Source organism: Clavibacter rahimiani, from assembly GCF_052654495.1.
In genome coordinates, this window is the sequence record NZ_CP199790.1 from 1,050,388 (window position 1) to 1,077,356 (window position 26,969).

General features: G+C 73.8%; 27 protein-coding genes and 1 tRNA gene. 19 read left to right on the forward strand and 9 right to left on the reverse strand.

Annotated elements, in window-relative coordinates; all coding sequences use genetic code 11:
* The first annotated feature begins 20 nt into the window (after nucleotides 1-20).
* The 3 genes from ACT7CP_RS05055 (at nucleotide 21) to secA (ending at nucleotide 4,725) form a co-directional block, all read left to right on the forward strand.
* Nucleotides 21-941, forward strand: coding sequence for a ComF family protein (locus ACT7CP_RS05055; RefSeq protein WP_445443607.1), 921 nt, complete (start codon nucleotides 21-23; stop codon nucleotides 939-941).
* A gap of 70 nt (nucleotides 942-1,011) precedes the next feature.
* The gene (gene hpf / locus ACT7CP_RS05060; RefSeq protein ID WP_445443608.1) at nucleotides 1,012-1,701 is read left to right on the forward strand and encodes a ribosome hibernation-promoting factor, HPF/YfiA family; all 690 of its coding nucleotides are present in this window, start codon (nucleotides 1,012-1,014) and stop codon (nucleotides 1,699-1,701) included.
* A 201-nt stretch (nucleotides 1,702-1,902) separates the two neighbouring features.
* Nucleotides 1,903-4,725 carry a preprotein translocase subunit SecA gene (secA, locus tag ACT7CP_RS05065; protein WP_445443609.1) on the forward strand — a complete coding sequence of 941 codons (2,823 nt, stop codon included), beginning with the start codon at nucleotides 1,903-1,905 and terminating at the stop codon, nucleotides 4,723-4,725.
* Between the two features lie 117 nt (nucleotides 4,726-4,842).
* Here the strand turns inward: secA and ACT7CP_RS05070 are convergent, their stop codons facing one another.
* Nucleotides 4,843-5,430: an Rv3235 family protein gene (locus ACT7CP_RS05070; RefSeq protein ID WP_445443610.1), complete on the reverse strand. Its 588-nt coding sequence runs from the start codon at nucleotides 5,428-5,430 to the stop codon at nucleotides 4,843-4,845.
* 208 nt (nucleotides 5,431-5,638) lie between these two features.
* Between ACT7CP_RS05070 and ACT7CP_RS05075 the strand changes: the two genes are divergently transcribed.
* Genes ACT7CP_RS05075 through ACT7CP_RS05090 form a run of 4 tightly spaced genes read left to right on the forward strand, consistent with a single transcriptional unit; the run spans nucleotide 5,639 to nucleotide 10,034 of the window.
* Nucleotides 5,639-6,247, forward strand: a complete 609-nt coding sequence (locus tag ACT7CP_RS05075; protein WP_413963909.1) for a hypothetical protein — start codon at nucleotides 5,639-5,641, stop codon at nucleotides 6,245-6,247.
* Between the two features lie 56 nt (nucleotides 6,248-6,303).
* Complete coding sequence (locus ACT7CP_RS05080; protein WP_445443611.1) at nucleotides 6,304-6,942, forward strand: SAF domain-containing protein; 639 nt, start codon at nucleotides 6,304-6,306, stop codon at nucleotides 6,940-6,942.
* A 2-nt stretch (nucleotides 6,943-6,944) separates the two neighbouring features.
* On the forward strand, nucleotides 6,945-8,522 hold the full coding sequence (locus ACT7CP_RS05085; protein ID WP_445443612.1) for a CpaE/TadZ family protein: 1,578 nt from the start codon (nucleotides 6,945-6,947) through the stop codon (nucleotides 8,520-8,522).
* A 9-nt stretch (nucleotides 8,523-8,531) separates the two neighbouring features.
* Nucleotides 8,532-10,034 (forward strand): sensor histidine kinase, encoded by a 1,503-nt coding sequence (locus tag ACT7CP_RS05090; protein ID WP_413963912.1) that lies wholly within the window; start codon nucleotides 8,532-8,534, stop codon nucleotides 10,032-10,034.
* Nucleotides 10,035-10,157: 123 nt separating this feature from the next.
* Here ACT7CP_RS05090 and ACT7CP_RS05095 read toward each other — a convergent pair whose 3' ends face one another.
* Nucleotides 10,158-10,406 carry a WhiB family transcriptional regulator gene (locus ACT7CP_RS05095; protein ID WP_012037746.1) on the reverse strand — a complete coding sequence of 83 codons (249 nt, stop codon included), beginning with the start codon at nucleotides 10,404-10,406 and terminating at the stop codon, nucleotides 10,158-10,160.
* A 245-nt stretch (nucleotides 10,407-10,651) separates the two neighbouring features.
* On the opposite strand from ACT7CP_RS05095, the gene ACT7CP_RS05100 reads away from it, so the two are divergent.
* Entirely contained in the window at nucleotides 10,652-11,083 is a 432-nt protein-coding gene (locus ACT7CP_RS05100; RefSeq protein ID WP_413963913.1) for a hypothetical protein, read from the forward strand.
* A gap of 64 nt (nucleotides 11,084-11,147) precedes the next feature.
* Here ACT7CP_RS05100 and bcp read toward each other — a convergent pair whose 3' ends face one another.
* A complete protein-coding gene (gene bcp, locus ACT7CP_RS05105; protein WP_413963914.1) occupies nucleotides 11,148-11,627 on the reverse strand; it encodes a thioredoxin-dependent thiol peroxidase in 480 nt (159 codons plus the stop codon).
* A gap of 153 nt (nucleotides 11,628-11,780) precedes the next feature.
* On the opposite strand from bcp, the gene ACT7CP_RS05110 reads away from it, so the two are divergent.
* The 5 genes from ACT7CP_RS05110 to ACT7CP_RS05130 all read left to right on the forward strand — a co-directional run bounded on the left by ACT7CP_RS05110 (nucleotide 11,781) and on the right by ACT7CP_RS05130 (nucleotide 14,599).
* A tRNA-Lys gene (locus ACT7CP_RS05110) sits at nucleotides 11,781-11,856 on the forward strand.
* Nucleotides 11,857-12,152: 296 nt separating this feature from the next.
* Entirely contained in the window at nucleotides 12,153-12,647 is a 495-nt protein-coding gene (locus tag ACT7CP_RS05115; protein ID WP_012298114.1) for a CarD family transcriptional regulator, read from the forward strand.
* 134 nt (nucleotides 12,648-12,781) lie between these two features.
* A complete protein-coding gene (locus ACT7CP_RS05120) occupies nucleotides 12,782-13,012 on the forward strand; it encodes a hypothetical protein (protein WP_413963915.1) in 231 nt (76 codons plus the stop codon).
* A gap of 173 nt (nucleotides 13,013-13,185) precedes the next feature.
* Entirely contained in the window at nucleotides 13,186-14,007 is an 822-nt protein-coding gene (locus ACT7CP_RS05125; protein ID WP_413963916.1) for an HNH endonuclease family protein, read from the forward strand.
* A 151-nt stretch (nucleotides 14,008-14,158) separates the two neighbouring features.
* Complete coding sequence (locus ACT7CP_RS05130) at nucleotides 14,159-14,599, forward strand: hypothetical protein (protein WP_445443613.1); 441 nt, start codon at nucleotides 14,159-14,161, stop codon at nucleotides 14,597-14,599.
* 10 nt (nucleotides 14,600-14,609) lie between these two features.
* On the opposite strand, the gene ACT7CP_RS05135 is transcribed toward ACT7CP_RS05130, so the two are convergent.
* Nucleotides 14,610-16,142: an amino acid permease gene (locus ACT7CP_RS05135; RefSeq protein WP_445443614.1), complete on the reverse strand. Its 1,533-nt coding sequence runs from the start codon at nucleotides 16,140-16,142 to the stop codon at nucleotides 14,610-14,612.
* A gap of 96 nt (nucleotides 16,143-16,238) precedes the next feature.
* Between ACT7CP_RS05135 and ACT7CP_RS05140 the strand changes: the two genes are divergently transcribed.
* On the forward strand, nucleotides 16,239-16,808 hold the full coding sequence (locus tag ACT7CP_RS05140) for a hypothetical protein (protein ID WP_445443615.1): 570 nt from the start codon (nucleotides 16,239-16,241) through the stop codon (nucleotides 16,806-16,808).
* Between the two features lie 76 nt (nucleotides 16,809-16,884).
* Here ACT7CP_RS05140 and ACT7CP_RS05145 read toward each other — a convergent pair whose 3' ends face one another.
* Together ACT7CP_RS05145 and ACT7CP_RS05150 are read right to left on the reverse strand one after the other, a co-directional pair.
* Nucleotides 16,885-18,213 (reverse strand): MFS transporter, encoded by a 1,329-nt coding sequence (locus tag ACT7CP_RS05145; protein ID WP_445443616.1) that lies wholly within the window; start codon nucleotides 18,211-18,213, stop codon nucleotides 16,885-16,887.
* The gene (locus ACT7CP_RS05150) at nucleotides 18,210-18,632 is read right to left on the reverse strand and encodes a MarR family winged helix-turn-helix transcriptional regulator (protein ID WP_413963921.1); all 423 of its coding nucleotides are present in this window, start codon (nucleotides 18,630-18,632) and stop codon (nucleotides 18,210-18,212) included. The genes ACT7CP_RS05145 and ACT7CP_RS05150 overlap by 4 nt, the downstream gene beginning before the upstream one ends.
* A gap of 186 nt (nucleotides 18,633-18,818) precedes the next feature.
* On the opposite strand from ACT7CP_RS05150, the gene ACT7CP_RS05155 reads away from it, so the two are divergent.
* Nucleotides 18,819-19,004 carry a hypothetical protein gene (locus tag ACT7CP_RS05155; protein WP_445443617.1) on the forward strand — a complete coding sequence of 62 codons (186 nt, stop codon included), beginning with the start codon at nucleotides 18,819-18,821 and terminating at the stop codon, nucleotides 19,002-19,004.
* A 76-nt stretch (nucleotides 19,005-19,080) separates the two neighbouring features.
* On the forward strand, nucleotides 19,081-19,899 hold the full coding sequence (locus tag ACT7CP_RS05160; RefSeq protein ID WP_445443618.1) for an alpha/beta fold hydrolase: 819 nt from the start codon (nucleotides 19,081-19,083) through the stop codon (nucleotides 19,897-19,899).
* A 34-nt stretch (nucleotides 19,900-19,933) separates the two neighbouring features.
* Here ACT7CP_RS05160 and ACT7CP_RS05165 read toward each other — a convergent pair whose 3' ends face one another.
* Nucleotides 19,934-21,808 (reverse strand): glycoside hydrolase family 15 protein, encoded by a 1,875-nt coding sequence (locus tag ACT7CP_RS05165; protein WP_445443619.1) that lies wholly within the window; start codon nucleotides 21,806-21,808, stop codon nucleotides 19,934-19,936.
* Between the two features lie 57 nt (nucleotides 21,809-21,865).
* Here ACT7CP_RS05165 and ACT7CP_RS05170 point away from each other — a divergent pair, with 57 nt between their 5' ends.
* A complete protein-coding gene (locus tag ACT7CP_RS05170; RefSeq protein ID WP_445443620.1) occupies nucleotides 21,866-23,248 on the forward strand; it encodes a glucose-6-phosphate dehydrogenase in 1,383 nt (460 codons plus the stop codon).
* A 65-nt stretch (nucleotides 23,249-23,313) separates the two neighbouring features.
* Here the strand turns inward: ACT7CP_RS05170 and ACT7CP_RS05175 are convergent, their stop codons facing one another.
* Nucleotides 23,314-23,946, reverse strand: a complete 633-nt coding sequence (locus tag ACT7CP_RS05175; protein WP_445443621.1) for a hypothetical protein — start codon at nucleotides 23,944-23,946, stop codon at nucleotides 23,314-23,316.
* A 223-nt stretch (nucleotides 23,947-24,169) separates the two neighbouring features.
* On the opposite strand from ACT7CP_RS05175, the gene ACT7CP_RS05180 reads away from it, so the two are divergent.
* Complete coding sequence (locus ACT7CP_RS05180; RefSeq protein ID WP_445443622.1) at nucleotides 24,170-25,399, forward strand: mechanosensitive ion channel family protein; 1,230 nt, start codon at nucleotides 24,170-24,172, stop codon at nucleotides 25,397-25,399.
* Nucleotides 25,400-25,459: 60 nt separating this feature from the next.
* On the opposite strand, the gene ACT7CP_RS05185 is transcribed toward ACT7CP_RS05180, so the two are convergent.
* Complete coding sequence (locus tag ACT7CP_RS05185) at nucleotides 25,460-25,648, reverse strand: hypothetical protein (RefSeq protein WP_413963928.1); 189 nt, start codon at nucleotides 25,646-25,648, stop codon at nucleotides 25,460-25,462.
* Nucleotides 25,649-25,802: 154 nt separating this feature from the next.
* On the opposite strand from ACT7CP_RS05185, the gene ACT7CP_RS05190 reads away from it, so the two are divergent.
* A complete protein-coding gene (locus ACT7CP_RS05190) occupies nucleotides 25,803-26,957 on the forward strand; it encodes an SLC13 family permease (RefSeq protein WP_445443623.1) in 1,155 nt (384 codons plus the stop codon).
* Nucleotides 26,958-26,969: the final 12 nt, after the last annotated feature.

Sequence of the window (26,969 nt, forward strand, 5' to 3'; positions counted from 1 at the left end):
GCGCCTGCGACCCTGCGCGCGTGATCCCCGCCCCGCCGCCGCCCGCCTCCCCGTCCCCGCGCTCCCGCCTCCATCCCGCCGTGCGCGCGGCCGTGCTCGACGCCCTGGCCGTGGTGCTCCCCGTCGCCTGCGCCGGATGCGGCGCGCCCGACCGGGCCGTCTGCGCCGCGTGCGCCGCCGCGCTCCGCTCCGCGCCCCTCGTGCGCCCGCTCGCGCTGCCCGCGGTGGACGGCGCGCACGGGCGCATCCCGGCCCGCGTCGTGCCCGTGGGCTGCGGCAGCTCCTACGCGCCCCCGTGGCCGGCGCTCCTGTCCGCGCTCAAGGAGGAGGGCCGCACGGACGCCGCGCGCGCGATGGGGGCGACGCTCGCCCGGGCCGTCCGCGCGACCGTCGCCGCCGCCGAGCGCGCCGCGGACCCGGAGGCACGGCCGGCACCCGAGCGCCAGCCCACCGGGCCCGGCGCGATCCACGTGCTCGACGTCCCGTCGCCCCGCGCCTCCCTCCGGCGCCGCGGCTACGCGCCGGTCGAGGTCCTGCTCGCCCGCGCCGGCATCCGCCCCCTGCGCCTCGGGGGCGTCCCGGGCCTCCGGCGACATCCGCTCGGCTTCGCGCGCCGCCCGGCCGACCAGGCGGGCCTCGGGGTCGCCGCCCGCGCGGCCAACGTCGACGGGTGCCTCCGCGCCCGCGTCGACCTCGCGGGCCGTCGGTTCCTCGTGGTCGACGACGTCCTCACCACCGGCGCCACCCTCCGCGAGACGTGCCGCGCCGTCCGCGCGGCGGGCGGCGAGGTCGTCGCCTGCGCGGTGCTCACCGCCGTCCCCGGCCGTCCGCGCCGCGCCGCAGCGCGCGTGACGGGACCCGCCCGTCGCTCCCTGTGCATCTCCGATGCCCGCGCGGTCCACCCGCCGGATGCCTCGCACCGACAGGAGGACCAGGTCTAGGCTCGCCGGAAAGGCGTGAAAGTGATCGCCCTCTTCCAGCGGGCGGCGCGTCATGATCTGGAGGTACGTCATGGACATCAACATCACCGGCCGCAACGCCGAGATCACGGACCGGTTCCGCGTGTACGCCACGGAGAAGGTCGACAAGATCGCCCAGCTCGCCGAGAAGTCCATCTCGCTCGACATCAGGGTCTCGCGGCACAGCGAGAAGTCCGGCGGCTCCGCCGGGGACGACCGCGTGGAGATCACGCTCGTGGGCCCCGGCCCCGTGATCCGCGCCGAGAGCAGCGCCGCCGACAAGTTCGCGGCCTTCGACCTGGCCCTCGGCCGGATGCTCGAGCGCTTGCGCCGTGCGAAGGACAAGAAGAAGATCCACCGTGGCAACCACCGGCCCGTGTCCCTCCAGGAGGCGACCACCGAGGGCTTCGCCAGCATCGACCTCGACCCCGCCGACGCCGACCTCATCGAGCGCGTCAACGGGAGGAGCGTCGCCCCCGCCGACCAGCCGGTCGAGGAGGACGACTACTGCCCGGTGGTCATCCGCACGAAGGTCTTCCCGTCGCAGTCGATGACGGTCGACGAGGCGCTGGAGCACATGGAGCTCGTCGGCCACGACTTCTTCCTCTTCATCGACGCGGAGACCGACCGCCCGAGCGTCGTCTACCGCCGCAAGGGCTGGGACTACGGCGTGATCGGCCTGGCCGACGGCGAGCAGGAGCTCGCGGGGGCCGGCGCCGGGTCCCGCTCCCTCCGCCGCTGATCCCTCCCGCGGTCCACGAGGCCCCGCGCGCTCCGGCGCGCGGGGCCTCGTGCGTCCGCCGTCCCCCACGGGGTCAGGGCGCTCCCGGGAAGAGGCCCGGACGAGTCGGTACTATGGCGATGCTCGTCGGCGGCGACATCCGCGCGCCGTCACGGCGGTCGTCGTCATCCGACGCCCGCCCATCTACGCAGGGAGACACCGATGGCCTCAGTACTCGAGAAGGTCCTTCGCGTCGGCGAGGGGCGCACGCTCCGCAAGCTGCAGAACTACGCGAAGGCGGTGAACCAGCTCGAGGAGGACTTCACGCACCTCACCGACGAGGAGCTCAAGAACGAGACCGTCGAGCTGCGTGAGCGCCACGCCAACGGCGAGTCCCTCGACGACCTGCTGCCCGAGGCCTTCGCCGCGGTCCGCGAGGCGTCCCGCCGGACCCTCGGCCTCCGCCACTTCGACGTCCAGATCATGGGCGGCGCCGCCCTCCACCTCGGCAACATCGCCGAGATGAAGACGGGCGAGGGCAAGACCCTCGTCGCCACGCTCCCCGCGTACCTCAACGCCATCGCCTCGCGCGGCGTCCACGTCATCACGGTCAACGACTACCTCGCCAGCTACCAGAGCGAGCTCATGGGCCGCGTGTTCCGCGCCCTCGGCATGACCACCGGCGTGATCCTCGCGGGCCAGACCCCGCAGCAGCGCCGCGAGCAGTACGCGGCCGACATCACCTACGGCACGAACAACGAGTTCGGCTTCGACTACCTCCGCGACAACATGGCGTGGCAGGCCGCCGACATGGTCCAGCGCGGCCACTTCTTCGCGGTCGTCGACGAGGTCGACTCAATCCTCATCGACGAGGCGCGCACGCCGCTCATCATCTCCGGCCCCTCCGCCGGCGACGCGAACCGCTGGTTCACCGAGTTCGCGACCGTCGCCAAGCGCCTCATCCCCGACGTCGACTACGAGGTCGACGAGAAGAAGCGCACCGTGGGCGTCCTCGAGGCCGGCATCGAGAAGGTCGAGGACCACCTCGGCATCGACAACCTCTACGAGTCCGCGAACACCCCGCTCATCTCCTTCCTCAACAACTCGATCAAGGCCAAGGCCCTGTTCAAGAAGGACAAGGACTACGTCGTCATGAACGGCGAGGTCCTCATCGTCGACGAGCACACCGGCCGCATCCTCATGGGCCGCCGCTACAACGAGGGCATCCACCAGGCCATCGAGGCCAAGGAGGGCGTCGCGGTCAAGGCCGAGAACCAGACCCTCGCCACCGTCACGCTGCAGAACTACTTCCGCCTCTACAAGAAGCTCTCCGGCATGACCGGCACGGCCGAGACCGAGGCCGCCGAGTTCATGAGCACCTACAAGCTCGGCGTCGTCCCGATCCCCACGAACCGGCCCATGCAGCGCAAGGACCAGTCCGACCTCATCTACAAGAACGAGAAGGCGAAGTTCGAGCAGGTCGTCGAGGACATCGCGGAGCGCCACGCCGCCGGCCAGCCCGTGCTCGTCGGCACCACGAGCGTCGAGAAGAGCGAGTACCTCTCCAAGCTCCTCGCCAAGAAGGGCGTCCGCCACGAGGTCCTCAACGCGAAGAACCACGCACGCGAGGCCGCCATCGTCGCCCAGGCCGGCCGCCTCGGCTCCGTCACGGTCGCCACGAACATGGCCGGCCGCGGCACCGACATCATGCTCGGCGGCAACGCCGAGTTCCTGGCCGTCGCCGCCATGAACGCGCGGGGCCTCAGCCCGGTCGAGACCCCGGAGCAGTACGAGACCGAGTGGGACGACGTGTTCGCGGCCGTCAAGGCCGATGTCGACCAGGAGGCCGAGAAGGTCATCGCGGCCGGCGGCCTCTACGTGCTCGGCACCGAGCGCCACGAGTCGCGCCGCATCGACAACCAGCTGCGCGGGCGTTCCGGCCGTCAGGGCGACCCGGGCGAGAGCCGCTTCTACCTGTCGCTCACCGACGACCTCATGCGCCTGTTCAACAACGGCGCCGCCGCGAGCCTCATGGGCCGCGACGGCGTCCCGGACGACGTGGCCATCGAGTCGAAGGTCGTGAGCCGCGCCATCCGCAGCGCGCAGGGCCAGGTCGAGGCGCGCAACGCCGAGATCCGCAAGAATGTCCTCAAGTACGACGACGTCCTCAACCGCCAGCGCGAGGCCATCTACGGCGACCGCCGCCACATCCTCGAGGGCGACGACCTGCAGGAGCGCTCCCAGCGCTTCCTCGAGGCGGTCATCGACGACGTGCTCGACTCGCACATCGGCGAGGGCAACGGCGACGACTGGGACTTCGACGCCCTCTGGACCGAGCTCCGGACGCTCTACCCCATCTCCATCACCATCGACGAGGTCATCACCGAGGCCGGCAGCAAGGGCCGCGTCAACCGCGACTTCGTCCGCCGCGAGATCCTCTCCGACGCCAAGCTCGCGTACTCGAAGCGCGAGGAGCAGCTCGGCGAGGCGGCCATGCGGGAGCTCGAGCGCCGCGTCGTGCTGTCGGTCATCGACCGCCGCTGGCGCGAGCACCTCTACGAGATGGACTACCTGAAGGACGGCATCGGCCTCCGCGCGATGGCGCAGCGCGATCCGCTGGTCGAGTACCAGCGTGAGGGCTTCGCGCTCTTCCAGCAGATGATGGGCGCCATCCGCGAGGAGACGGTCGGCTTCCTCTTCAACCTGGACGTGGAGGTGCAGGCCCCGGCGGACGCCGAGTCCGTGGGCCCGCGCATCCAGGCCAAGGGGCTCGCCGCCAACCAGGCGACGGCGGACAAGCTCCGCTACACGGCGCCGACGGACGACGGCGGTGTCGAGGTCCGCAACCAGCGCGGTCAGATCGAGAAGGCCGCCACCGCGAAGGCGCAGAAGGACCAGGAGGCGGAGGACGCCGTGCTGGTCGGTGAGGACGAGCCCGAGGAGCCCCAGGGCCCGCCGGCGCGCGGTGCGTTCGGGCAGCGCACCGCTGGGGCCTCCGCTCCGCAGAACCGCGAGGAGCGCCGCAAGGCCGATCGCCGCAAGTGATCCCGACGCGCGTCGGCGGCTCGGTCGCCGGCGCGCGTCGACCGGGCGCATGACGACCGGGCACATGAGAAGGGCGCACCTCCCGCGGGAGGTGCGCCCTTCTCGTGCGTCCGGCTGCTAGAGGACGTTGATGGCCGTGGCCCGCCAGCGGCGGTCGAGACCCTCGAGCCGGATGGCGACGGCGCGGGCACGGGCGCGACCGTGGACGACGATGACGGCCTCGATCACGCCGTCGCGGGGAGAGAAGGACGTGACCGTGCCGATCGTGAAGACCGGGCGGGTCACCGACTGCCCCTTGGTGCGTCGGGCTCGGGCGCTGAGCACCACGCGCTTGAGGAGGTGGCGGTAGACGTCGTCGCTGACCCAGCGCGCGATCTGGTCGAGCTCGCGGGCTCCCGCGAGGATCTCGATGACGCACCGGGTGAGGTTCTCGAGGAGCGGGCCGGACGGAGGGAGGTCCTGGCTGCTGCACGGCTGCCGGCCGAAGAAGTCGTCGACGTCGAATCGCTTGCGGACCGTGCCGCGGACCGTCGCGGCCGGTGCCGTGGCGCTCGATGCCCGGCCGGCCGCCGACGGAGCCGGACCGCCGGCGGTGGGGGGAGGAGGCTTCGGCGCACCGGTACGGCGTGTGGATGCTCCGTCGGCGCTGCCGGCGACGGTGCTCCCGCGGTCGGGGAGCTCCTCCCGTGGCACTGCTTCACTCATGCGTCACTCCCATCCCGGTGCTCCCCCCCGATCGGGGGGACCACGATGACGGGTCAACTGTGACAGCGCGGGAGGCCGAGCGCACGCTCAGGCCACAAGATGTGGAGAACTGAGAGCGGATCTCAAGGAAGCGACCCAAGGTGACCCGGATGTCCGAGCCGTCCCCGCCTCCGCCCCGCGCCCTCCCCGTCCGCCCGGACGGCGCCCGATGAGGTGGGAGAACCTCTTCGACGACCTGGAGGGCCAGTGGGAGACCGCGCGGCTCGCCGAGGAGCGCGACCAGCGCGCCGAGGAGGAGCGGATGCGCGTCGCCCGCACCGTCCTGCGCGACCGGCTCCGTGCGCTCACCGCATCCGGCGACGCGAGGCCGCTGCGGCTGTCCCTGTCCGACGGGACGTGGATCGACCTCCGCGCGAAGGTGCTCGGTCGCGACTGGCTGTCCGGGGACCTCGTCGTACCGGGTGAGGTGAGCTCGGGTCGGGAGGAGCGGGCCTGCATCCTGCCGCTCGCCTCGGTCCACGCGCTCGCCCTCGACCGCGAGCAGGTCAGGTCGAGCCTCGCACCGGTGTCGGAACTGCCGCCCGAGCGGGGCATCGTCGACCGCATCGGCCTGCCGTTCGTCCTGCGCGACCTCTGCCGGCGTCGCGCGCGCGTCGAGCTGCGGCTGCGCGACACGATCGTGGGGGGCACGCTGGATCGCGTCGCACGGGATCACGTCGACGTCGCCGTGCACGAGGCGGGCGCTCCGCGACGGGAGTCCTCGGTCTCCGGGTACCGGCTCGTGCCGCTCGCGGGGATCGTGCTCGTGCGGGTCTGAGCCGGCATGTGGACAACGCGCGACGCCTCGGCACGTCGTCCCCGACATTGACCGGCATGCCTCCCACCCCTCGTCCCGCGCGTCCGGCGCGCCGTCCCGTCTGGTCGGATCCCCGCTTCGTCGCCGGGGTCGTCCTGGTGCTCGCGTCCACGGGCGGGGTCGTCGCGCTCCTGCGCTCCGCGGACTCGTCCGTCGTCGTCATGGCCGCCGCCTCCCCGCTCGACGCCGGCAGCACCGTCCACGCGTCCGACCTGGTGCCGGTGCGGGTGCGCCTCGACGGAGCCGCCGACCTCTACGCATCGCCGGACGCCGTGGACGGCCTCGTCGTGACCCGGTTCGTGGGGGCGGGCGAGCTCGTCCCGCGGTCCTCCCTGTCGTCGGCGGACACGCGCACGACCGCCTCCGTCGTCGTGCCCGCGACCTCGGGTGCCGACCATCTCGTCGCGCCCGGCACCGTGGTCGACGTCTGGGCGGCGGCCGCCAAGGGCAGCGGCACGAACGCGTACGACCCTCCGCGGGTGATCGTGTCGGGCGCGACCGTCGCGGAGGTCATCCCACCCCAGGGCTTCGTCGCCGACCAGGAACGCACGCAGGTGGAGCTGACCGTCCCGCGCCAGGACATCGCGGCGGTCCTCGCGTCGACCGACGCGCGCGACCAGATCACGCTCGTGCCCGTCGGCGACGCGGGGGCCTGAGCGTGGCGTCCCTCGTCCTCGCCCTCCCGCCTCGAGTGGAGGACGCGCTGCTCCGTGACGTCGTCGGGGCCGGGCACGTCGTGCTCGCGCGCGTGACGGGTGCGGCCGAGGTGATCGCCGCCGTGCGGGCCGCGGAGGCGGATCCCCTGCACCTGGTCATCGCGGCCTCGCCCACGACGCTCGACCGCGACGTGCTCGCGGTGCTCGACGAGCGGGGAGCGCGGGCGGTCGCGGTCGCCTCGAGCGAAGCCGACCGGCGCAACGCGCAGGCGCTCGGGCACCACGAGGTGGTGGACGAGGGCGCCACCTGGCGCGAGATCGAGGAGCTGCTGCTCACGGTGCGTCCCCTGGGGTCGATCGGAGAGCCGGCGTCCGGAGTCCGCCGTGCGGATGCCGTCGCCGGCCACCTCGAGTCGAGTGCCGCCGGGGCTGTGGAAGAGGGGGATCGGCCGGACCGGCCCCGGCTCGCCGAGGTGCCGCCGCGCACGCGGCGTTCCGCGCGCGGCGCCGGCGTCGAGGTGGAGCCGCGAGCCGACCGGGTCGGCGTGTCCCCGACGAGGCTGAAGCGGGAGCCGGGGCGGCCCCTGCTGGCGCGTCTCGGCCTCGTCCGGCGTCCGCGCGTGGCCGCTCCCGTCGCTCGGGACCGGGACGAGGCCGGCGACGGGGAGCGCGCCTCGGGGCGGGTGATCGCGGTATGGGGACCCCAGGGAGCGCCAGGTCGCACCGCGACGGCGCTGGCCGTCGCCGGCGAGGTGGCGGCGGCGGGGCACTCGGCGGTCCTCGTGGACGCGGACGTCCACGGCGGCACGGTCGCGGCCACCCTGGGGCTGCTGGACGAGGCTCCCGGATTCGCTGCGGCGTGCCGCCTCGCGGCGGCCGACAGCCTCACGGTCGAGGAGCTCGATCGGATCGCTCAGGACCACCCGTCGACCCGGGCCCCCGGGTTCTCGGTGCTCACGGGCATCTCGCGTCCGGACCGGTGGCCGGAGCTCGCTGAGGGACGCGTCTCGGCGGTGCTGCAGGCGTGCCGGACGTGGCGGGACTACACCGTGGTCGACGCGTCCTTCAACCTGGAGGACGACGAGGAGATCTCGAGCGACATGTTCGCACCCCGTCGCAACGCGGCCACGCACGCGGTGCTGCGCGGAGCGGACCACGTGGTCGCCGTCGTCTCGGCGGACACCGTGGGCCTGTCGCGCTTCTTCCGCGCCTACGTGCAGCTGCTCGAGATCGTGGATCCGTCACGTGTCTCCGTGCTCGTCAACCGCGTGCGCCCGAGTGCCGGGGGATGGGACGCGGCCGGTCAGGTCCGCCGCACCCTCGTCCGGTTCGGCAACGTGGAGGCGGCCGCCTATGTCCCCGAGGATCGCGAGGCGCTCGACGCCGCGGTGCTCGCCGGAGCCACCCTGCGCGACGTCGCCCCGCGGTCGCCGGCGCTCGTGGAGTGGTCGCGGTTCACGCGCACGACGCTGCTGCCCGTGGAGGACGCACCCCGGAGGCTGCGTCGCGCGGAGCGCTCCGGTGTGACCCGGCGCCCGGGTGCCGCCGGGGCGGGGGAGGAGCGCGCGCGGCGCGCCTAGGCTGTAGGCGTGTCCACGCTCAGCGATCTCGTGCATGCCCAGGGTCTGTCCTCCGACGCGGATGTCGAGTGGCTGCACCTCCTCGTCGGCGACTGGCAGCTCCTCGCGGACCTGGCCTTCGCCGACATCGTCCTGTGGGTGCCGACGGTGAGCGGCAGCTTCGTCGCGGTCGCCCACGCCCGTCCGTCGAGCTCGGCCACGCTCTTCTACCGCGACTTCGTCGGTCAGCCCATCAAGGCCGAGTGGCGGAAGCAGGTGACCGACGCGCACGAGACCGCGCGCATCATCGACTCGTCCGCGCCCGACTGGTACGAGGAGACCCCGACGCGCGTGCGCGCGGTGCCCGTCCTCCGGCGCCTCGCGCAGGGCAGCCCCGAGGTGACCGACACCCCGATCGCCGTGATCACCCGGCACACGAACCTCAGCGAGACGCGCACGCCGAGCCGCCAGGAGCTCACGTTCAACGAGTGCGCGAACGACCTGTTCGCGATGATCGCGGACGGCGACTTCCCCGACCTCGGCTCGCCGACGGGACCCCGCCGCGGTGCCCCACGGGCCTCCGACGGGCTCCTGCGGCTCGACGTCGACGGCATCACCACGTTCGCGAGCCCTAACGCGCTCAGCGCCTTCAACCGCATGGGCTTCTCCGAGGAGCTCGAGGGGGAGTCCCTCGCCGACGCCACCTCGAGCCTGCTCACCGGCAAGCGGCTCACGGTCGACGAGTCGCTGCCGCTCATCGTCGCCGGGCGCGCTCCCTGGCGGACCGACATCGAGTCCCGGGGCGTCACCGTCTCGCTGCGGGCGATCCCGATCCGCAGCCACGGGGAGCGCGTCGGCGCCGTCGTGCTCTGCCGCGACGTGACCGAGCTCCGGCACCAGGAGCGCGAGCTCATCACCAAGGACGCGACCATCCGCGAGATCCACCATCGGGTGAAGAACAACCTGCAGACCGTCGCGAGCCTCCTGCGCATCCAGGCCCGGCGTTCGCACACCGAGGAGGCCCGCGAGGCGCTCGGCCACGCGCAGCGCCGCGTGGGCGCCATCGCCGTGGTGCACGACACCCTCAGCGAGGGCCTCAACCAGAACGTGGACTTCGACGCGGTGTTCGACCGGGTGCTGCTCCTCATCGCCGAGGTGGCGTCGGCGCACAACACCCGGGTCCACCCGAAGATCCTGGGCAGCTTCGGCGTGCTGCCGAGCGCCTACGCGACGCCGCTCGCCCTCGCGCTGACCGAGCTCGTCACGAACGCGGTCGAGCACGGCCTGGCCGGGCGCTCGGGCGAGGTGGCCATCGAGGCGGCTCGCACGGAGGAGACGCTCACGGTCAGCGTGCGCGACGACGGGGTGGGCCTGCCCGAGGGGAAGGTCGGCAGCGGGCTGGGCACGCAGATCGTCCGCACGCTCATCCAGGGGGAGCTCGGCGGGACCATCGACTGGCACACCCTCATGGGCAGCGGCACCGAGGTGACCATCGAGGTGCCCCTGCGGTGGTTGGCGCCCGTCACCGCCTGAGCCACGGTGACGTGATCCGGCGAGGACGACGGGGATGTCGGACGCCGGGGACGACGAGAGCCGGGCTGCCCACTGGGCTGCCCGGCTCTCGTCGGTGGTGCTGTGGTGCGGTGTCGCCTCGCGTCAGCTGGCGCGGCGGGCGCGGGCCGCGCGGCGCTTGAGCGCGCGGCGCTCGTCCTCGCTGAGGCCGCCCCAGACGCCCGAGTCCTGTCCGGTCTCGAGGGCGTACTGCAGGCACATCTCGGTGACGGAGCAGCGACCGCAGACGGCCTTCGCCTTGTCGATCTGGTCGACGGCCGGGCCCGTGTTCCCCACGGGGAAGAACAGCTCGGGGTCCACAGTCAGGCAGGCTGCCTTGTCACGCCAATCCATAGGGGTGCTCCTCAGGTCGTTACTCGTTGCACGGCGGACTGCCGCGGGATGGGGGATGGGGCGAGGCGTCCGGGAACCGCATCGGGACGGGGCACGTTGCCCCTCCTCGTGAGATGCTCAGCTTCGGGAATGCGTCCCTTGTAAGCTCGGTTCCGGATCTGCTCACCACCCTGTGAACGAACTCGACCTCGAATATCGTCGCATAGAGCCAACGATCAATCAATAGCTTTGTATGGGAACGTGCTGTGACCGGAACCGGTGATGCCCTCGATCCGCGCGACGTCCCCCGGGGATCGCGCCGATCACCCGCGGTCGTCCTCCTCACGGTCCTCGTCGGACTCGAGGCGGCGGGCATGGCCGGGGTCACGGCGCTCCTCGTGGTCGACCTGCTCACGTCGTCGCCCGCGTCGGTGGCCGGCGCCGTCGCGCTGATCGCCCTCGCCGCCCTCGCTGCCGTCTTCCTCGGGGCCGTCGTCCGGGGCATCCTGCGCGGCCGCAGCTGGATCCGGCCGGCCGCCGTCACCTGGCAGGTGCTGCAGATCGCGGTCGGGGTCGGCAGCCTCCAGGGGCCGGACGCGCGTCAGGACCTCGGCTGGGGCCTCATCGTCCCCTCGGCCGTCGTGCTGGTGCTGCTCTTCACGCGCTCCGTGCTGCTCGCCACGGGCCGTCGCGACTGAGACGGGGCGCCGAGAGACTTCCAGCCTCGTGCTGTTCGCCCTCGGGCGGCTCCGTCCCCGCGCGTCAGGCGTCGACGCCGAGCTTCTTCCGCAGCGACGCCACGTGCCCCGTCGCCTTCACGTTGTACAGGGGGAGGGTGACGCGGCCCTCGCCGTCGACCACGATCGTGGAGCGGATCACGCCGGTGACCTTCTTGCCGTAGAGCGACTTCTCGCCGTACGCGGCGTACGCGCGGTGCACCTCGAGGTCGGGGTCGGACAGCAGGGTGAAGCCGAGGCCCTGCTCCTCGCGGAAGCGCGCCAGGTCCTCCTGCGGGTCCTTCGAGACGCCGAGCACGCGGTAGCCCGCGCGCTGGAGCGAGTCCATGCTGTCCCGGAAGTCGCACGCCTGCGTGGTGCACCCCGGGGTGCCGGCCGCCGGGTAGAAGTACACGATGACGTCCTGGCCGCGGAGGTCGGACAGGGTGACGGGGGCGCCGTCCTGGTCCGGCAGGGTGAAGTCGGGGGCGGGCTGCCCCTTCTCGAGGCGGGCGGTCTCGGTCATGGGGGAGCCTCTCGGTCGGCGGGATCGACCTCCATGCTAGGCCGGGCGGGAGGGGCCCCGGCGCGTGCTCCGCGGCCTCGATTGGCGCCGGCCCTCGACGTGGTGCTAGTGTCATCTCTCGGTCCGGTACCCCGTTCGACAGGGTCCTCACCTGCACCTCTAGCTCAATTGGCAGAGCAACTGACTCTTAATCAGTGGGTTCTCGGTTCAAGTCCGAGGGGGTGCACCACACGCTCCGCATCCGGGGCAGCTCGTCCTGAGGTCGCTCCCCTCCTCCCGCGGCGCACGTCGGCCGACCGCGTCGGTGGGCGGGGGAGAACCGTGAGAGAATACCGGTCGGACCATCACCGCGGACGCCCCCTGGCGGAGCCCCGCGGCGGCCGGTGATCTCGGTGCACCGGCCACGCTCCACGACGACGCCGCACGGCGCGCGGCGCGGCGCGGGACGTCGGCGCCCACGCGGCTGTGCATGCGCGTGCGCGACATCTCCGGCACACATCTCGAGGGATCGAAGGACAGCACTACATGATTTTCGAAGTAGGGGAGACCGTCGTGTACCCCCACCACGGCGCAGCCACGATCACCGCGGTCAAGACCCGCACCATCAAGGGGGTCGACAAGAAGTACATCACCCTCCAGATCCACCAGAGCGAGCTGGTCATCGACGTGCCCGTCGACAACGCCGAGCTGGTGGGGCTGCGCGACGTGATCGACAGCTCCGGCGTCGAGGCCGTGTTCGACGTCCTCCGCGGCGACGTCGAGGAGGAGGCCGGCAACTGGTCGCGCCGCTTCAAGGCCAACACCGAGAAGATGGGCTCCGGCGACGTGCGCCGCGTCAGCGAGGTCGTCCGCGACCTCTGGCGTCGCGACCAGGACTCGGGCGTCTCGGCCGGCGAGAAGCGGATGCTGGCCAAGGCCCGGCAGATCCTCGTCTCGGAGCTCGCGCTCGCGCAGAAGTCCACCGACGAGGAGGCGTCCGTCGTCCTCGACGGCGTCCTCGCGCAGAGCATCTCCGCCTGACCCTCCCCGCGCGTCCTCGCGACGCGTTCCCGCCGACGGGCGGTCTCCCGGATCCGGGGGACCGCCCGTCGGCGCATGCGCGCGGCGGGCCGACGCCGCGTCGACCGGGGGAGCGACCGGCGTAGGGTGCGATCATGCGCGAACACCCCGAACGACCCGACCACGACGGACCCCTCGAGCAGAACCCCCTGCAGCCCGCGCGTCGCGGCCTGAAGGTGTGGATCTACGTCATCGGCGCGGTCATCGTGATCGCCGTGATCGCCTTCGCGCTCGTCCGCCTGGCCACCGCCGGGCAGAACACCCCCGGGCCCTCATCGCTCGGGGCGGTCGCGGACCTCGTCCTGGCGGCGCGCTCCCTGCTCTAGCGCGACCGGCTGTCCTCGGCGCCACGCGTCGCCCGGGTCACGCTCACGTGATCTGCGACGTGCTCGGCATCCCCTCCCCACTCCCGTCTCGCATGCCCTGAGCCACGCGCGACGCGGGACGGGATGTTCGCGTCCGGGCGATGCGGTACCCCTGTCCCCGGGAGGGGACGGGGATGAGGGAGCGTGGGGAACGACGGCGGGCCGGCGACCGGCTGGTGCGTGCGCTCGCGAGGATCCGCGGGGATCGGCGCCATGCGATCCGCGTCGCCCTGGCGGCCCTCGCCGTGCTGGTCGTCGCCGCATCCGTGGTCGTCGGGGCGAGGGAGGCCGTGCTCGGGCCGGGCGGCGACCCCGCGGGGCTCACCACGGAGGTCGCCGACGGGGCCGTCGTCGAGGCGCTCGCGCGCGCGGGGCTCGTCGGCGACGGGCGGATCGACACGGCGGCCGCCCGGGCCATGACCGACCGGATCCGGGCCGACGGACGCGACCGGTACCCCCGCTACGACCGCGACGCCTTCGGGCCCGCGTGGGCGGACGCCGACGGCAACGGCTGCGACCAGCGCGACGACGTCCTCGCCCGGGACATGACGGACGTGAACCGCTCGTCCGTCGACGAGGGGTGCACGGTGGTCGCGGGGCACCTCGACGACGCCTACACGGGGCGCGGCATCGACTTCACGCGTGGTGCCCGCACGAGCGCCGCCGTGCAGATCGACCACCTCGTGCCGCTGTCCTGGGCGTGGCGGCACGGCGCGTGGGCGTGGTCGGACGAGCGGCGCGAGAGGCTCGCGACCGACGTCGACGAGCTCCAGGCCGTCGACGGACCCACGAACCAGGACAAGTCGGACCAGGGACCCGCCACGTGGCTCCCGCCGGACGCGGCCTATCGGTGCCTCTACGTCACGCGCTTCGCGTTCGTCGTGAGCCGGTACGACCTCGGGATGGACGACGCGGACCGCGCCGCCGTCGACCGCGTGCTGGGTGCGTGCACGTGACCGTCGGTGCGCGCCGGAGGCGACAGGGGGCGGCGACCTCAGCACCGGGTGATCCCCGAGCGGCGTCGGTGCGCGCGCGTACGCTCGGAGCGACGCGGCCGGGCGTCGACGCGGGCACGGGGTCCGCGTCGGACGACCCGAGGGGATCCGCATGTGGAGCAAGCAGAGCGGCGACGCCGCCGGGGCGATCAGCCCGGTGCCGCGGCACCCGCACGCCCATCCCGTGCGGGGCGCGTGGATCGTGCGGATCGGCGACGGGCCGGCGCTCGGGTGGGTGCTCCGCCACCGGGCGGACCTCGCCGACCCCTTCACCTACGAGGTGTACGCGTGCGGGCTCGGATCGGACGGACTGCGGGTCTGGGTCGCGCGGCGCGACTCGCTCAACGCGGCGGTCGCGTGGGTCGTGCAGCACGGCGACGAGCTGCTCGCCTTCGGACGCGGGCTCCGGCCGGATCCGGCGCAGCCCGCGGCGCCCGGGTCGGCGGCTCCCGCCGGCCATCGGGACGCGAGGAGAGGGCGAGCGGACCATGAGGGCGGGGACGCGGACGCCGCCGCCTCCGGAGCGGAGGACGGCGGCGTCGGGTCGCGGTGACGGGTGCCGGTCAGCGCTTGCGCTGGTCGGCCGCGTCGCGTCCGGTGACCGGGAACGGGCCCGTGATGCCCTCGCGCACGCGCGCGATCTCGAGGATCCGGTCGCGCTGCAGGTACCAGCCGACGACGAGCAGCGGGATGATCACGACGAGCGACGCCACCGTGAGGGTCCCGATGGGCCAGTCGATCGCCATCAGCACGAGGACGCTCACGAGGAACGCGAGCGTCAGCCACGAGGTGACGGGCGCGCCGGGCAGGCGGAACGTCGGCTCCTTCGCCTTGCCCTGCTTGGCCCAGGTGCGCAGGCGCATCTGGCACAGGATGATGGTCGCCCAGCCCGCGACGATGCCGAGCGCGGCCACGTTGAGGACGATCTCGAAGGCCTGGTCGGGGACGACGGCGTTGAGGCCGACGCCCAGCAGGGTGATGGAGCCGGTGAGCAGGATCCCGCCGAAGGGGACGCCGCCCTTCGACATGACGGTCGTGAAGCGCGGCGCCGAGCCGTTCATGCCCATCGAGTGCAGGACGCGGCCGGTGCTGTAGAGCCCGGCGTTGAGGCTCGACATGGCGGCGGTCAGCACCACGAAGTTCATGACGGATCCGGCGATCGCGCCGACCTGGGGGGAGCCGAGGCTGGAGAAGAACGTGACGAACGGGCTCTGGTCGGCGCTGTACGCCGTGTAGGGGAGCAGCAGCGAGAGGAGCACGATGGAGCCGACGTAGAAGATCGCGATGCGGAAGACGACCGAGTTGATGGCGCGGGGGATGACCCTCTCCACGTCCTGGGTCTCGCCGCTCGCGGTGCCGACGAGCTCGATGGCCGCGTACGCGAAGACGACGCCCTGCACGACGAGCACCACGGGCACGAGGCCGGTGGGGAAGACGCCGCCGTTCTCCTGGAGCACGGTCCAGCCGGTCTGCACCTGGGCGCCGCCGACCGTGACGGGGAAGCTCCACGCGAGCCAGACGATGCCGACGACGAGGAACACCACGAGGGCCGCGACCTTCACGAGCGCGAACCAGAACTCCATCTCCCCGAAGACCTTGACGGCCACGAGGTTGAGCGCGAGCACGATGGCGAGCGCGATGAGGGCGAGGAGCCACTGCGGCGCGGCCGTGAACGCCGACCAGTAGTGCATGTAGAGCGCCACCGCGGTGACGTCGACGATGGCGGTGGTCGCCCAGTTGAGGAAGTACATCCAGCCGGCGGCGTAGGCGAACTTCTCGCCGAAGAACTCGCGCGCGTAGGAGATGAAGGAGCCGGAGCTCGGGCGGTGCAGCACCAGCTCGCCGAGCGCCCGGAGGATGAAGAAGGCGAAGACGCCGCAGATCAGGAAGACGATGGCGAGCGCGGGGCCCGCGGCGGCGAGGCGCCCGCCGGCGCCGAGGAAGAGGCCCGTGCCGATCGCGCCGCCGATGGCGATCATCTGCAGCTGCCGGGGCTTGAGGCCGTGCTGGTAGCCCTCCTGCTCGTGGCTGAAGTCCTGCGCCACGAAGTCGGGGTCGGGCTGGACGGCGCTGCGGTCGCTCTCGCTTCGTGTCATCCGAATACGGTAGTGGCACGGGGCATGCGCCCCGGCACCCGCGTCGGTGGCCTTCCGCGGGCCGAGACATCCGTGATATGCGCCGAGGAGGCCCGCTTGCCCCGCACGCGAAGGACGTCACGCCGGGCCCCGTCCTGGGTCGCCGCCATCGTCGTCGCGGGGGCGCTCGTCCTCGCGGGGTGCACGGCGGATCCGGGGCAGCCGGCTCCCACGACCGCGCCGCCGATCGCCGGCGCGCCTGCCGAGACGGGTGCCCCGGAGGACGGCGGCGGGACCGCGGTCCCCGAGCCGGAGGTCACGCGCGCGCCCGGGCCGCCCACCGAGGACGAGCTCGCGACCTGCTCGACGCTCGCGCAGGTGCTGCCCGACTCGACGAGGCTCGTGCAGGCGCTCGGCGACGGCGAGGCCGTGGACCCGACGCTCCTCGAGCGGGTCAGCCAGGGGAACGCGTCCCTCGCGGAGATGGCGCCCGAGAACATGGCGCCGCTCGTGGCGTCGTTCTCGCGGATCGTCGACGAGCTGGACGCGCTCCGGTCCGGCACCGACACCGACGGGGCCTCGCTCGACACCGGGCAGTACCTCCGCGCGGTCGACGGCTTCCTCGACTACTGCCTCGACGACGTGGGCTACGTGCCCCCGAGCGCCGCGACGACGCCCGCGCCCTGAGCCGGAGGGGCCGCGCCGGCGGGGCGCCGCGGGGCCCGGGGCGACCAGGGCAGACCGGCCGCGGTCGGCCGCCGCGTCAGGTGCGGCGGGCGACCGCCTCGTCGGCTTCGATGTCCTCGCGTGCGTCCTCGCGTCGGTCGCGGCCGTCGCCGTCGTGCGTCACGAGCAGGTGCGGCGTGCGGTGGATCCGGTACGTCACGCGCAGGTGCCGGTGCAGCACCAGCCAGGCGATCGCGATGAGGGCGGAGACGATCCCGCTCGCCGCGCCGACCATGAGCGCCGCCCGCGGGCCCCACTCGTTGGCGATCCAGCCGACGATCGGCGCGCCGAGCGGCGTGCCGCCCACGAAGATCGCCATGTAGACGGCCATGACCCGGCCGCGCATGCGGGGCTCGACCGTGAGCTGCACCGTGCTGTTGGCGCTCGTCATGAGGGTCTGGGAGACCACGCCGACGATGACGAGCGCACCGGCGAACAGCAGGTAGGTGGGGGCGATCGCGGCGAGCGCGGTGGCCAGGCCGAAGAGCGCGGCGCCCACGAAGACGAGGCGGATGCGCGGGCGCTCCCGGCGGGCGGACAGGAGCGCGCCGGCCACGGATCCGACCGCGAGGCTCGACGACAGCAGGCCGAACTCGGTCGCGCCCTTGCCGAACTCGACGCTCGCCATGGTGGAGGTGAAGATCGGGAAGTTGTAGCCGAAGGCGCCGACGAGGAAGACGATGACGAGGATCACCATGATGTCCGGGCGCCCGCCGATGTAGCGGAAGCCCTCGCGCAGCTGGCCGCGCGAGCGGGCGATGTGCTCCGGGCGGCGGAGCTCGCCCACGCGGAGGCGGGTGAGCGCCACGAGCACCGCGATGAAGCTCACCGCGTTGATGAGGAAGACCCAGCCCGTGCCGACGCCCGCGATGAGCACGCCCGCGACGGCCGGCCCGATCATGCGCGCGGCGCTGAAGGAGGCGGAGTTGAGCGCCACCGCGTTCGAGAGGTCGTCGTCGGAGACGAGCTCGGAGACGAACGACTGCCGGGCGGGCGCGTCGAGGGCGGACGCGACGCCGAGCAGGAGCGCGAAGGCGTACACGTGCCAGAGCTCCGCGCGGCCGGAGAGCACGACGAGGCCGAGGCCGAGGCCGAGCACCGCCATGGTGCCCTGCGTGACCATCAGCACGCGTCGCTTGTCGTAGCGGTCGGCGATGAGGCCGGCGTAGGGGGACAGCAGCAGCATGGGCCCGAACTGCAGGGCCATGACGATGCCGACGGCCGTCGCGTCATAGCGGGTGAGCTCGGTGAGGACGATCCAGTCCTGGGCCGTGCGCTGCATCCACGTGCCGACGTTGGAGACGAGGGCGCCGGCGAACCAGATGCGGTAGTTCGGGGCGCGGAGGCTCCGGAAGACGGCGCTCACGCGGAGGCCATCCGGTCGAGGAGGACGGCGGCGTCGGCGAGGGTGGCGCGCTCCTCGTCGGTGAGCTCGGCGAGGCGGAGCGAGAGCCAGGCGCTCCGGCGGCGGCGGGTCTCCTGCACGACGCGACGGCCGGACGCGGTGACGGACACGGTGACGCGGCGGCCGTCGTCCGGCGCGGGGGCGCGCCCGGCGTAGCCCGCGTCGACGAGCTGGTTGACGGTGCGGTTCATGCTCGGCGCGGTGACGCGCTCGATCTCGGCGAGGCGCCCGGGGCTCGTCGGCCCGTCGCGGAGGAGGAGGGCGAGCACGACGAACTGGCTGTCGCTCAGCTCGTGGTCGGCCTTCTCGGCGCGCAGGCGACGCGAGAGGCGCATGACTCCCGCGCGCAGGCTCTGGCTGAGGTCGGGGGAGGCGGGCATGCGCTGAGGGTAGCTCATTAGTTCGGCTAACGATCGCGGACGGTGACGGGATCCTGCGAGCGGGCGGACGCCGGACAGGCGGGGTGGCGCCGCCCGGGCGAGCGGGCAGGATGGGAGGACACCGCCGGCCACGGTGCGCCGCGACGACGCGGGGCGCGGGCCGTGCGACGACGAGGAGGCACGGACATGACCCACCACGACGGCACGACCGACGCGCACGGCGACGACGACGCGAAGCTCGGCGGCGACGGCACGATCCCGGCGGGCGAGACGGGCGTCGCGGCCGGCCACGACGGCGGATCCGACCACTTCGAGCCCGAGGAGGACACGCCCCACCGCACCGACGAGGACGGCGACGGCGCGTCCGCCTAGCCCGCTCGACCACCGCGCGCGCCCCGGCCGGCCACCCGGCCGGTCCGGCGCCGCGGCCCGCGTACCCTGGACCCCCGTGGACACCGCGACCAACCCCCTCGACGGCACGCGCATCGCCTACCGGGCCTTCGGCGCCCGACCCGACGACGAGGATCCGCGCGACCCCGCCCGCGCGCCCGTCGTCCTGGTGCACGGCACGGCGCTGTCCCAGGCGATCTGGCGGGGCTTCGGCTGGGTGCGCGCGCTCTCGCCCGCGCGGCCGGTGATCACCCTCGACCTCCGCGGCCACGGGCGCAGCGGGACGCCGCACGAGTCGGCCGCCTACGCCATGGACCTGATGGTGACCGACGTCGTGGCTGTGCTCGACGCGGTCGGCGTCGCGGTCGTCCACCACGTGGGCTACAGCCTCGGCGCCCGCGTCGGGTTCTCGCTCGCCGCGGCGCACCCCGACCGGCTGCTCTCGACGTCCAGCCTCGGCGGATCCCCCCGCAGCGGCGTCGGCGTCTTCGACCGCGTGTTCTTCCCCGGCTGCATCGAGGCGCTCGAGGCCGGCGGCATGCCCGGCTTCCTCGACGCGTGGGAGCGGCACAGCGGCGCGCCCGTCGACCCCGCGACGCGCGGGGCGTTCCTCGCCGACGACGCCCGGGCGCTCGCCGCCTACATGCGCGAGTCGGAGCGGGACCGGGGCGTGCCCGACGCGGTCGTCGCCGGATCCGCCGTGCCGCTGCTCCTCGTCGCGGGCACGCGCGACGCCGAGCGGCTGCGGGCCGCGCACCACGTGCGGGCGCTGCGGCCGGACGCGGCGCTCGTCGAGCTCGAGGGGGCGACCCACGCCGGCACCCCGCGGCATCCGGGCGCCCTGTCGGCGGTCGAGCGGTTCCTCGCGGCGCTCTGACAGGGGGCAGTGTCGCGCGCCCGTGCCCCGCGGATCAGCCCGCGGGGACCGTCGTCGTCCGCCGCCGCGCCGCGTCCGCGTGCGCGGCCGCCGCGCCGCCCTCCCGGTGCGCGCGGTCGAGCTCGTCCGGGTGCGCCGCGCCCGCGGCCTGCAGCGCGTCCGCCGCCCGCACGAGCGCGAGGTGCGACAGGGCCTGCGGCACGTTGCCGGCCTGGCGGCGACCGACCGGGTCGTACTCCTCGGAGAGCAGCCCGACGTCGTTGGAGAGCCCCACCAGCCGGTCCATCAGCTCGCGGCCGTCCGCCTGGCGGCCGGATCGCGCGTACTGCTCGACGAGCCAGAACGAGCAGGCGAGGAACGGGTACTCGCCCGCGGGCAGGCCGTCGACGCCGGCGCTCGTGTCGTAGCGGAGCAGGAAGCCCTCGTGCATGAGGGTCCGCTCCATCACCTCGACCGTCGCGAGCATGTGCGGGTCGTCGTAGGCGCAGAAGCCGGCCTGGGCGAGGATCAGCAGCGACGCGTCCACCTCGGTCGTCCCGTAGTGCTGCCGGAACGCGCCGGTCGCGGGGTCGACGCCCCGGTCGAGGATCTCGTCGCGCACCCGGTCGCGCAGCGCCTTCCACTGCTCCACCGGCCCCTCGAGCCCGTGCCGCTCCACGCCCTGCACGGCGGCGTCGAGCGCCGCCCAGATCATGGCCCGCGAGTGCGTGAAGTGCTGCTCGGCCCCGCGGATCTCCCAGATGCCGCTGTCCTGCCGCTCCCAGTTCTCCTCCACGAAGCCGATGAGGGCGCGCTGCAGCGGCCAGGAGAACTCGGTCTCGCCGACGCCCGCGTCGCGCGCCGCCTGGAGCGCCAGCATCACCTCGCCGATGACGTCCGCCTGGTACTGCTCGAACGCGCCGTTGCCGACCCGCACGGGGCCGGACCCCTGGTAGCCGGGCAGGCTGTCGAGGTCGCGCTCGGGCAGGTACCGCTCGCCGCTCAGGCCGTACATGATCTGCACGTCGCCCGGGTCCCCGGCGATCGCGCGCAGGAGCCACGTGCGCCACTCGTCCGCCTCGTCGTCGAAGCCGTGGGCGAGGAGCACCTCGAGGGTGAGCGACGCGTCGCGGAGCCAGACGTAGCGGTAGTCCCAGTTGCGGGATCCGCCGAACTGCTCGGGCAGGCTCGTGGTCGCGGCGGCGACGATGCCGCCCGTGTCCTCGTGCGTGAGCGCGCGGAGCACGAGCAGGGACCGGCGGACGGCGGCCTGGTAGGGGCCGGAGTGCTCGATGGAGCTCGCCCAGGTCTCCCACCACTCGGTCGTGTGCTCGAGCGCGGCGTCGACGTCGAACGCCGGCGGCTCGCTGCGGTGCGAGGGGTACCAGGTGAGCGCGAGGTCGACGGACTCGCCGGCCGCGACGTCGAAGGACACGCCGTGGTGGTGGTTCGTCGCCGTGAGCTCGGGGCCGCGGACGACGACCGCGTCGGGGCCCGCGACGGCGACGAGGCGCGGGTCGTCGCCGTCGAGCTTGCGGATCCACGGCAGCGCGGTCGCGTAGCCGAAGCGCAGGCGGAGGTCGCCCTGCATCCGGACGGTGCCGCTGATCCCGCGGACGCGGCGCACGACGTCGGCCCGCCGGTCGCCCATGGACATGAAGTCGGTGACCTCGACCGCGCCCTCGGGCGTCTCCCACCGCGTCCAGAGGACGAACGTGTTGCCGAGGTACGTGCGCATGGCGACGGTCGCGTCGGGGGAGTCGGGCGCGAGCTTCCAGGCGCCGTGCTCCTCCGTGCCGAGGAGCGCGCCGAACATGGACGCCGAGTCGAAGCGCGGCAGGCACAGCCAGTCGATGGAGCCGTCCCGCCCGACCAGCGCTCCCGTGTGGCAGTCCCCGATGAGTGCGTAGTCCTCGATGCGCATGGCCATGCGCCATGGTCCCACGGCGCACCTGCCGATCCCCGCCACCGCGCGTAGCCTGGCCGCATGCCCGCCTCCTCCACGCTCCTGATCCTCGGCGCCAGCGGCGACCTCTCCGCGCGCCTCCTCCTCCCCGGCCTCGGCGAGCTCCTCGCCCACCGCCCCGACCTCGACCTCCAGCTGGTGGGCGCGGGGACGGAGGAGTGGGACGACGAGCGGTGGCGCGAGGTCGTCCGCACGTCCTTCGCGTCGCTCGGCGCCGAGGGGCCCGCGGTCGACCGCGTGGTCGCGGGCACCACGTACCGCTCGGCCGACGTCACCGCGGAGGCCGACCTCGAGGGCCTGCTCGCCGTCTGCGAGGCCGCGCCGGCCGTGTACTTCGCGCTGCCGCCCGCGGTCACGGAACTCGCGTGCGAGGCGATGACGCGGATCGCGCTGCCCGAGGGCACGTCGCTGTGCCTCGAGAAGCCGTTCGGCACCGACCTCGCCAGCGCGCAGGCGCTCAACCGGCTGCTCGCCACGCTCGTGCCCGAGGAGCGCACCCACCGGGTGGACCACTTCCTCGGCCGCTCCACCGTGCGGAACCTGCTCGGCCTCCGCTTCGCCAACCGGATGCTCGAGCCCGTCTGGAACGCGCAGCACATCGCGAGCGTCGAGATCGTCTACGACGAGCAGCTCGCGCTCGAGGGCCGCGCCCGCTACTACGACAGGGCGGGGGCGCTCGCCGACATGATCCAGAGCCACCTGCTGCAGGTGATGGCCGTGTTCGCGATGGAGCCGCCCGCCACCACGGACGCGCGCGACATCCGCGACCAGAAGGCCCTCGTGCTCCGGGCGACCCGACCGTGGGGCGGCGACCCGGTCGCCTCCTCCCGCCGCGCGCGCTACACGGCCGGCGACGTCGAGGGGCGCGAGCTCCCCGCCTACGCCGACGAGCAGGGCGTGGATCCCGCGCGCGGCACCGAGACCCTCGCCGAGATGACCGTCGAGATCGCCAACTGGCGCTGGGCGGGCGTGCCCTTCCGGCTGCGCTCCGGCAAGGCGATGGAGGACCACCGGCGCGAGATCGTCGTGACCTTCCAGCCGGCGCCGCACGTGCCCACCGGGCTGGCGGGGGCGCAGGAGCCCGACCGGATCCGCATCCTCCTCGCGCCCGACGAGCTGCACCTGGAGGTCAACGTCAACGGCCCGGCCGACCCCGACGTGATCGACCGCGCGGAGCTCGCCACCGCGTTCGACGCGGGCGACCTGCCGCCGTACGGCCAGGTGATCGACGGCATCATCTCCCAGGACGAGAGCCTCTCGGTGCGCGGCGACACGGCCGAGGAGTGCTGGCGCATCGTCGAGCCGGTCGTCGCCGCGTGGCGCGCGGGCGAGGTGCCGCTCGAGGAGTACCCGGCCGGATCCGCGGGACCGTGGGGCGGCCCGCAGGTGGCGCCGAAGCGCTGACCAGGAGCGCCGACCCGGAGCGCTGACGCGGAGCGCGGGCCCGGGGCCCCGCCAGCGCGGTGCCCCTAGGCGCTGCGGACGGCGCGGAGCACCGCGGGCACCCGGCGCGGGTCGCCGGCGAGCTCCGCGATGGAGCCGTCGAGCGGATCCTCGTCGAACACCGCGAGCTCACGCGCGACGGCGTCCCGACGCGCGGCCACGTCGTCCCCGGCGTGCCCCGACGCCCGGGCGTCCTCGAGCGGCAGGCCGGCGGTCGCGGGGGAGGCGCCGAGCGCCAGGGCGACGTCGCGCGCGATGTGCGCCGTCATCAGCTCGTCGAAGAAGCCCGCGGTGGTGTCGGGCGTGCGGCGCACGAGCGCCCACGCGCCGTCGGGGCCGAAGTGATGGGCGAGCGCGGCCTGGACGACGAGGGCGAGCGGCCGCAGGTCGGGCTCGGGGGCCGGAGTCGGAAGTGTGTCGGCCGGGGGAGCGCCGGCGTCCACCGGCTCGGCCTTGTGCGCCGGGACGTGCGCCGGACGAACCGGACCGCCGTGCAGGCGGGCGGCGATGGCGGCGAGCTCGCCGGTGGCGAGCGAGACGGCGGGGGTGGGCGCGGGACCCGCGCCGGTCGGGGCCGGGCGCCCCTCGGCGTGGCCCGGATCGGGCGCCGCGGGCGCGACCTCGGTCGGGACGGACTTGCCTCTGCGCCACCGGAACATGATCCACGGCCTCCCCGATCGCGACGGTGACGATCGGGACCATCATCGTGCGCGACACGCCCGGGCTCACCCGCGACACGCCGGGGATCCCGGGGGTGGGGCGCCCGGCCCCGTCCCCCCCCCCCCCGCGGCGACCCGACGGCCGCCGACGGCGCACGCGGAGGAGCGCCTGCGAGACTGGGAGCCCGGGACAGCGCGGTCCGCTCGACCCCCAGGAGGATCCGTGGACCTGCCCGCCCTGCTCGCCGTGCCCGCCGTCGCCGTCATCGTCACGGTGCTCGCCGCCGTGGCCGCCGCCCTCGTCGTCACCGCCGTCGTCGCCCTCGTCGTGCGCCTCGTCGCGCGCCGACGCGAGTGGGCGGCGCGCCTCGTCCGGCGCGCCCGCCGCCCGTTCCGCGTGCTGCTCGTGGTGGTGGCCGTGTGGATCGCCCTCCGCTCCTCCATGGCGCCGGGGGAGGTGCGCGACGGCGTGGACCACCTGCTGCACGTCGTCACGATCGTCGCCGCCGCCTGGCTGGTGTGCGCGCTCGCCATCTTCTTCGAGGACCTCGGGCTCAGCCGCTACCGGGTGGACGTCGCCGACAACCGGGTCGCCCGCCGCGTGCGCACGCAGGTGCTCATCATCCGGCGCCTCACGGTCGTCGCGATCGTCGTCATCGCGATCGGCGCGGTCCTCCTGACCTTCCCGGGCGCGCAGGCCGCCGGCGCGAGCGTCCTCGCCTCCGCCGGCCTCGTGTCGATCGTGGCGGGCCTCGCCGCGCAGTCGACGCTCGCCAACGTGTTCGCCGGGATGCAGCTCGCCTTCAGCGACGCGATCCGCGTGGACGACGTCGTGATCGTCGAGACGGAGTGGGGGCGCGTGGAGGAGATCACCCTCACCTACGTCGTCGTGCACATCTGGGACGACCGGCGCATGGTGCTGCCGTCCACGTACTTCACGACCACGCCGTTCCAGAACTGGACCCGCACCAAGTCGGAGCTGCTCGGCGCGGTGGAGCTCGACCTCGACTGGCGGGCGACCCCGGCCAGCATGCGCGAGGAGCTCGACCGGGTGCTCGCGGGCACCGACCTGTGGGACGGCCGCGTCTCGGTGCTGCAGGTGACGGACGCGGTGGGCGGCTACGTCCGGATCCGCGTGCTCGTCTCGGCCGTCGACGCGCCGACGCTCTTCGACCTGCGCTGCCTGGTGCGCGAGCGCCTCGTGGCGTTCCTGCACGAGCACAGCCCGCAGTCGCTGCCGCGCACGCGCGTGCAGATGGTGGATCCGCACGCGCGCGACGACGCGCCCCGGCCCGGTCGGCGCGCCGCGGAGGCCGAGCCGACGGGCCTGTTCTCGGGGACGGCCCAGGGCGACACGCGCGCGGGCCTGTTCACGGGGCCGATCTCGACCGTGCCCGCCGAGGAGCGCATCGACCTGGAGGTCGACGGCTCGAGGTGGCGCACGCAGGAGTGACGGGCACGCGCAGAGGACGCGCGCACCCGTCGGGTGCGCGCGTCGCGAGGGGAGGAGCGGCTAGTTGCCGATCTGCCCGTCGCGCGAGTCCTCGATGACGGTGCCGATGGCGATGGCGACCGTGATGCCCCAGCTGAGCCACATGAGGCCGAGCTTCCAGTCGCGCGGTCCGCGTCGGGTGGTCTGGAGCGTGCTCCAGCCGCCGATGAGGGCGCTGAGGACGCTGCCGTTCAGGATGTACTTGCGCATGACACCTCCCAGTGTGCTTCCACGGTACCGGGATCCGCGGGCCGCGACCGCCGCGCCCGGCCGCCGACGGGCCCGCCGCGTCCCCTCTCCGCAGGCGGCGCGGGCTCCCGGCGGGCGATGAGTACAGTGATCGCGGATCAGACAGGAGGCGCCCGTGCGCACAGCCCTCATCGGGGTGGTGCTCCTCGTCGTCGGCGCGGTCGCCGTGGCCACGGGAGCCCTGCCGCTCGACTCCCTCGGGGTCCTGTCCGAGCGGGTCTGGCCGATCCTCCTCTTCGTGGTCGCCATCACGGTGGTCACCGAGCTCGCCAGCGAGGCGGGCCTGTTCACCTGGATCGCCGAGCGCGCGGCTGGCCTCGGGCGTGGACGCACCTGGGCCCTCTGGCTCGCGACCGTGCTGCTCGCGTGCCTCTGCACCGTGTTCCTGTCGCTCGACACGACGGCGGTGCTGCTCACGCCCGTGGTCGTCGTGCTCGCGCGGCACTGCGGGCTGCCGCCGCTCCCGTTCGCGCTGACCACCGTGTGGCTGGCGAACACGGCGTCGCTCCTCCTCCCCGTCTCGAACCTCACGAACCTGCTCGCGGAGCACGAGCTCGGCGGGCTCGGCCCGGCAGGGTTCGCGGCGCTCACGGTCGCCCCGGCGCTCGTCGCCATCGCGGTGCCCGTGCTCGCGATCCTCGTGATCCACCGCAGGGACCTCCTCACGCGCTACGAGGTCGGGGCGCCCACCGCGCCGACGGACCGCGTGCTGCTCGTCGGCAGCGCCGTGGTGGTGGGCCTCCTGGTGCCGGCGCTCGTCTCGGGCGTCGAGGTGTGGATCCCGGCGCTCGCCGCGGCCGTGGCGCTCGCGGTCCTCACGGCCCTGCGCCGTCCGCGCGCGCTCCGGCTCGGGCTCCTGCCGTGGCAGCTCGTGGTGTTCGCGTCGGGCCTGTTCGTCGTCATGGAGGCCGCGCAGTCGCTCGGGCTCACGGCCGTGATGGCCGCGGTGTCGGGCCAGGGGCAGGACGCCGCGGCGCTGTTCCGCCTCGCCGGCGTCGCGACGCTGAGCGCCAACGCGGTCGACAACCTGCCGGCGTACCTGGCGCTCGAGCCGGTGGCGGGATCCCCGGAGCGGCTCGTCGCGATCCTCGTCGGCGTCAACGCCGGCCCGCTCATCACGCCGTGGGCGTCGCTCGCGACGCTGCTCTGGCACGAGCGGCTCGTGAGCATGGGGGTGCACATCAGGTGGTCGCGCTACGTGCTGCTCGGCCTCGTGGTGGCCCCGCTCACCGTCGGCCTCGCGATGCTCGCGTTCGTGCTCACGCGCTGACCGCGGAGGCCC

Coding starts and splice junctions, on each gene's coding strand:
- secA (WP_445443609.1), top strand. CDS start 1,903: ATGGCCTCAGTACTCGAGAAGGTCCTTCGCGTCGGCGAGGGGCGCACG.
- ACT7CP_RS05115 (WP_012298114.1), top strand. CDS start 12,153: ATGATTTTCGAAGTAGGGGAGACCGTCGTGTACCCCCACCACGGCGCA.
- ACT7CP_RS05095 (WP_012037746.1), bottom strand. CDS start 10,406: ATGGATTGGCGTGACAAGGCAGCCTGCCTGACTGTGGACCCCGAGCTG.
- ACT7CP_RS05175 (WP_445443621.1), bottom strand. CDS start 23,946: ATGTTCCGGTGGCGCAGAGGCAAGTCCGTCCCGACCGAGGTCGCGCCC.
- ACT7CP_RS05080 (WP_445443611.1), top strand. CDS start 6,304: ATGCCTCCCACCCCTCGTCCCGCGCGTCCGGCGCGCCGTCCCGTCTGG.
- ACT7CP_RS05150 (WP_413963921.1), bottom strand. CDS start 18,632: ATGCCCGCCTCCCCCGACCTCAGCCAGAGCCTGCGCGCGGGAGTCATG.
- ACT7CP_RS05125 (WP_413963916.1), top strand. CDS start 13,186: ATGAGGGAGCGTGGGGAACGACGGCGGGCCGGCGACCGGCTGGTGCGT.
- ACT7CP_RS05170 (WP_445443620.1), top strand. CDS start 21,866: ATGCCCGCCTCCTCCACGCTCCTGATCCTCGGCGCCAGCGGCGACCTC.
- ACT7CP_RS05120 (WP_413963915.1), top strand. CDS start 12,782: ATGCGCGAACACCCCGAACGACCCGACCACGACGGACCCCTCGAGCAG.
- ACT7CP_RS05130 (WP_445443613.1), top strand. CDS start 14,159: ATGTGGAGCAAGCAGAGCGGCGACGCCGCCGGGGCGATCAGCCCGGTG.
- ACT7CP_RS05135 (WP_445443614.1), bottom strand. CDS start 16,142: ATGACACGAAGCGAGAGCGACCGCAGCGCCGTCCAGCCCGACCCCGAC.
- bcp (WP_413963914.1), bottom strand. CDS start 11,627: ATGACCGAGACCGCCCGCCTCGAGAAGGGGCAGCCCGCCCCCGACTTC.
- ACT7CP_RS05155 (WP_445443617.1), top strand. CDS start 18,819: ATGACCCACCACGACGGCACGACCGACGCGCACGGCGACGACGACGCG.
- ACT7CP_RS05185 (WP_413963928.1), bottom strand. CDS start 25,648: ATGCGCAAGTACATCCTGAACGGCAGCGTCCTCAGCGCCCTCATCGGC.
- ACT7CP_RS05075 (WP_413963909.1), top strand. CDS start 5,639: ATGAGGTGGGAGAACCTCTTCGACGACCTGGAGGGCCAGTGGGAGACC.
- ACT7CP_RS05165 (WP_445443619.1), bottom strand. CDS start 21,808: ATGGCCATGCGCATCGAGGACTACGCACTCATCGGGGACTGCCACACG.
- hpf (WP_445443608.1), top strand. CDS start 1,012: ATGGACATCAACATCACCGGCCGCAACGCCGAGATCACGGACCGGTTC.
- ACT7CP_RS05070 (WP_445443610.1), bottom strand. CDS start 5,430: ATGAGTGAAGCAGTGCCACGGGAGGAGCTCCCCGACCGCGGGAGCACC.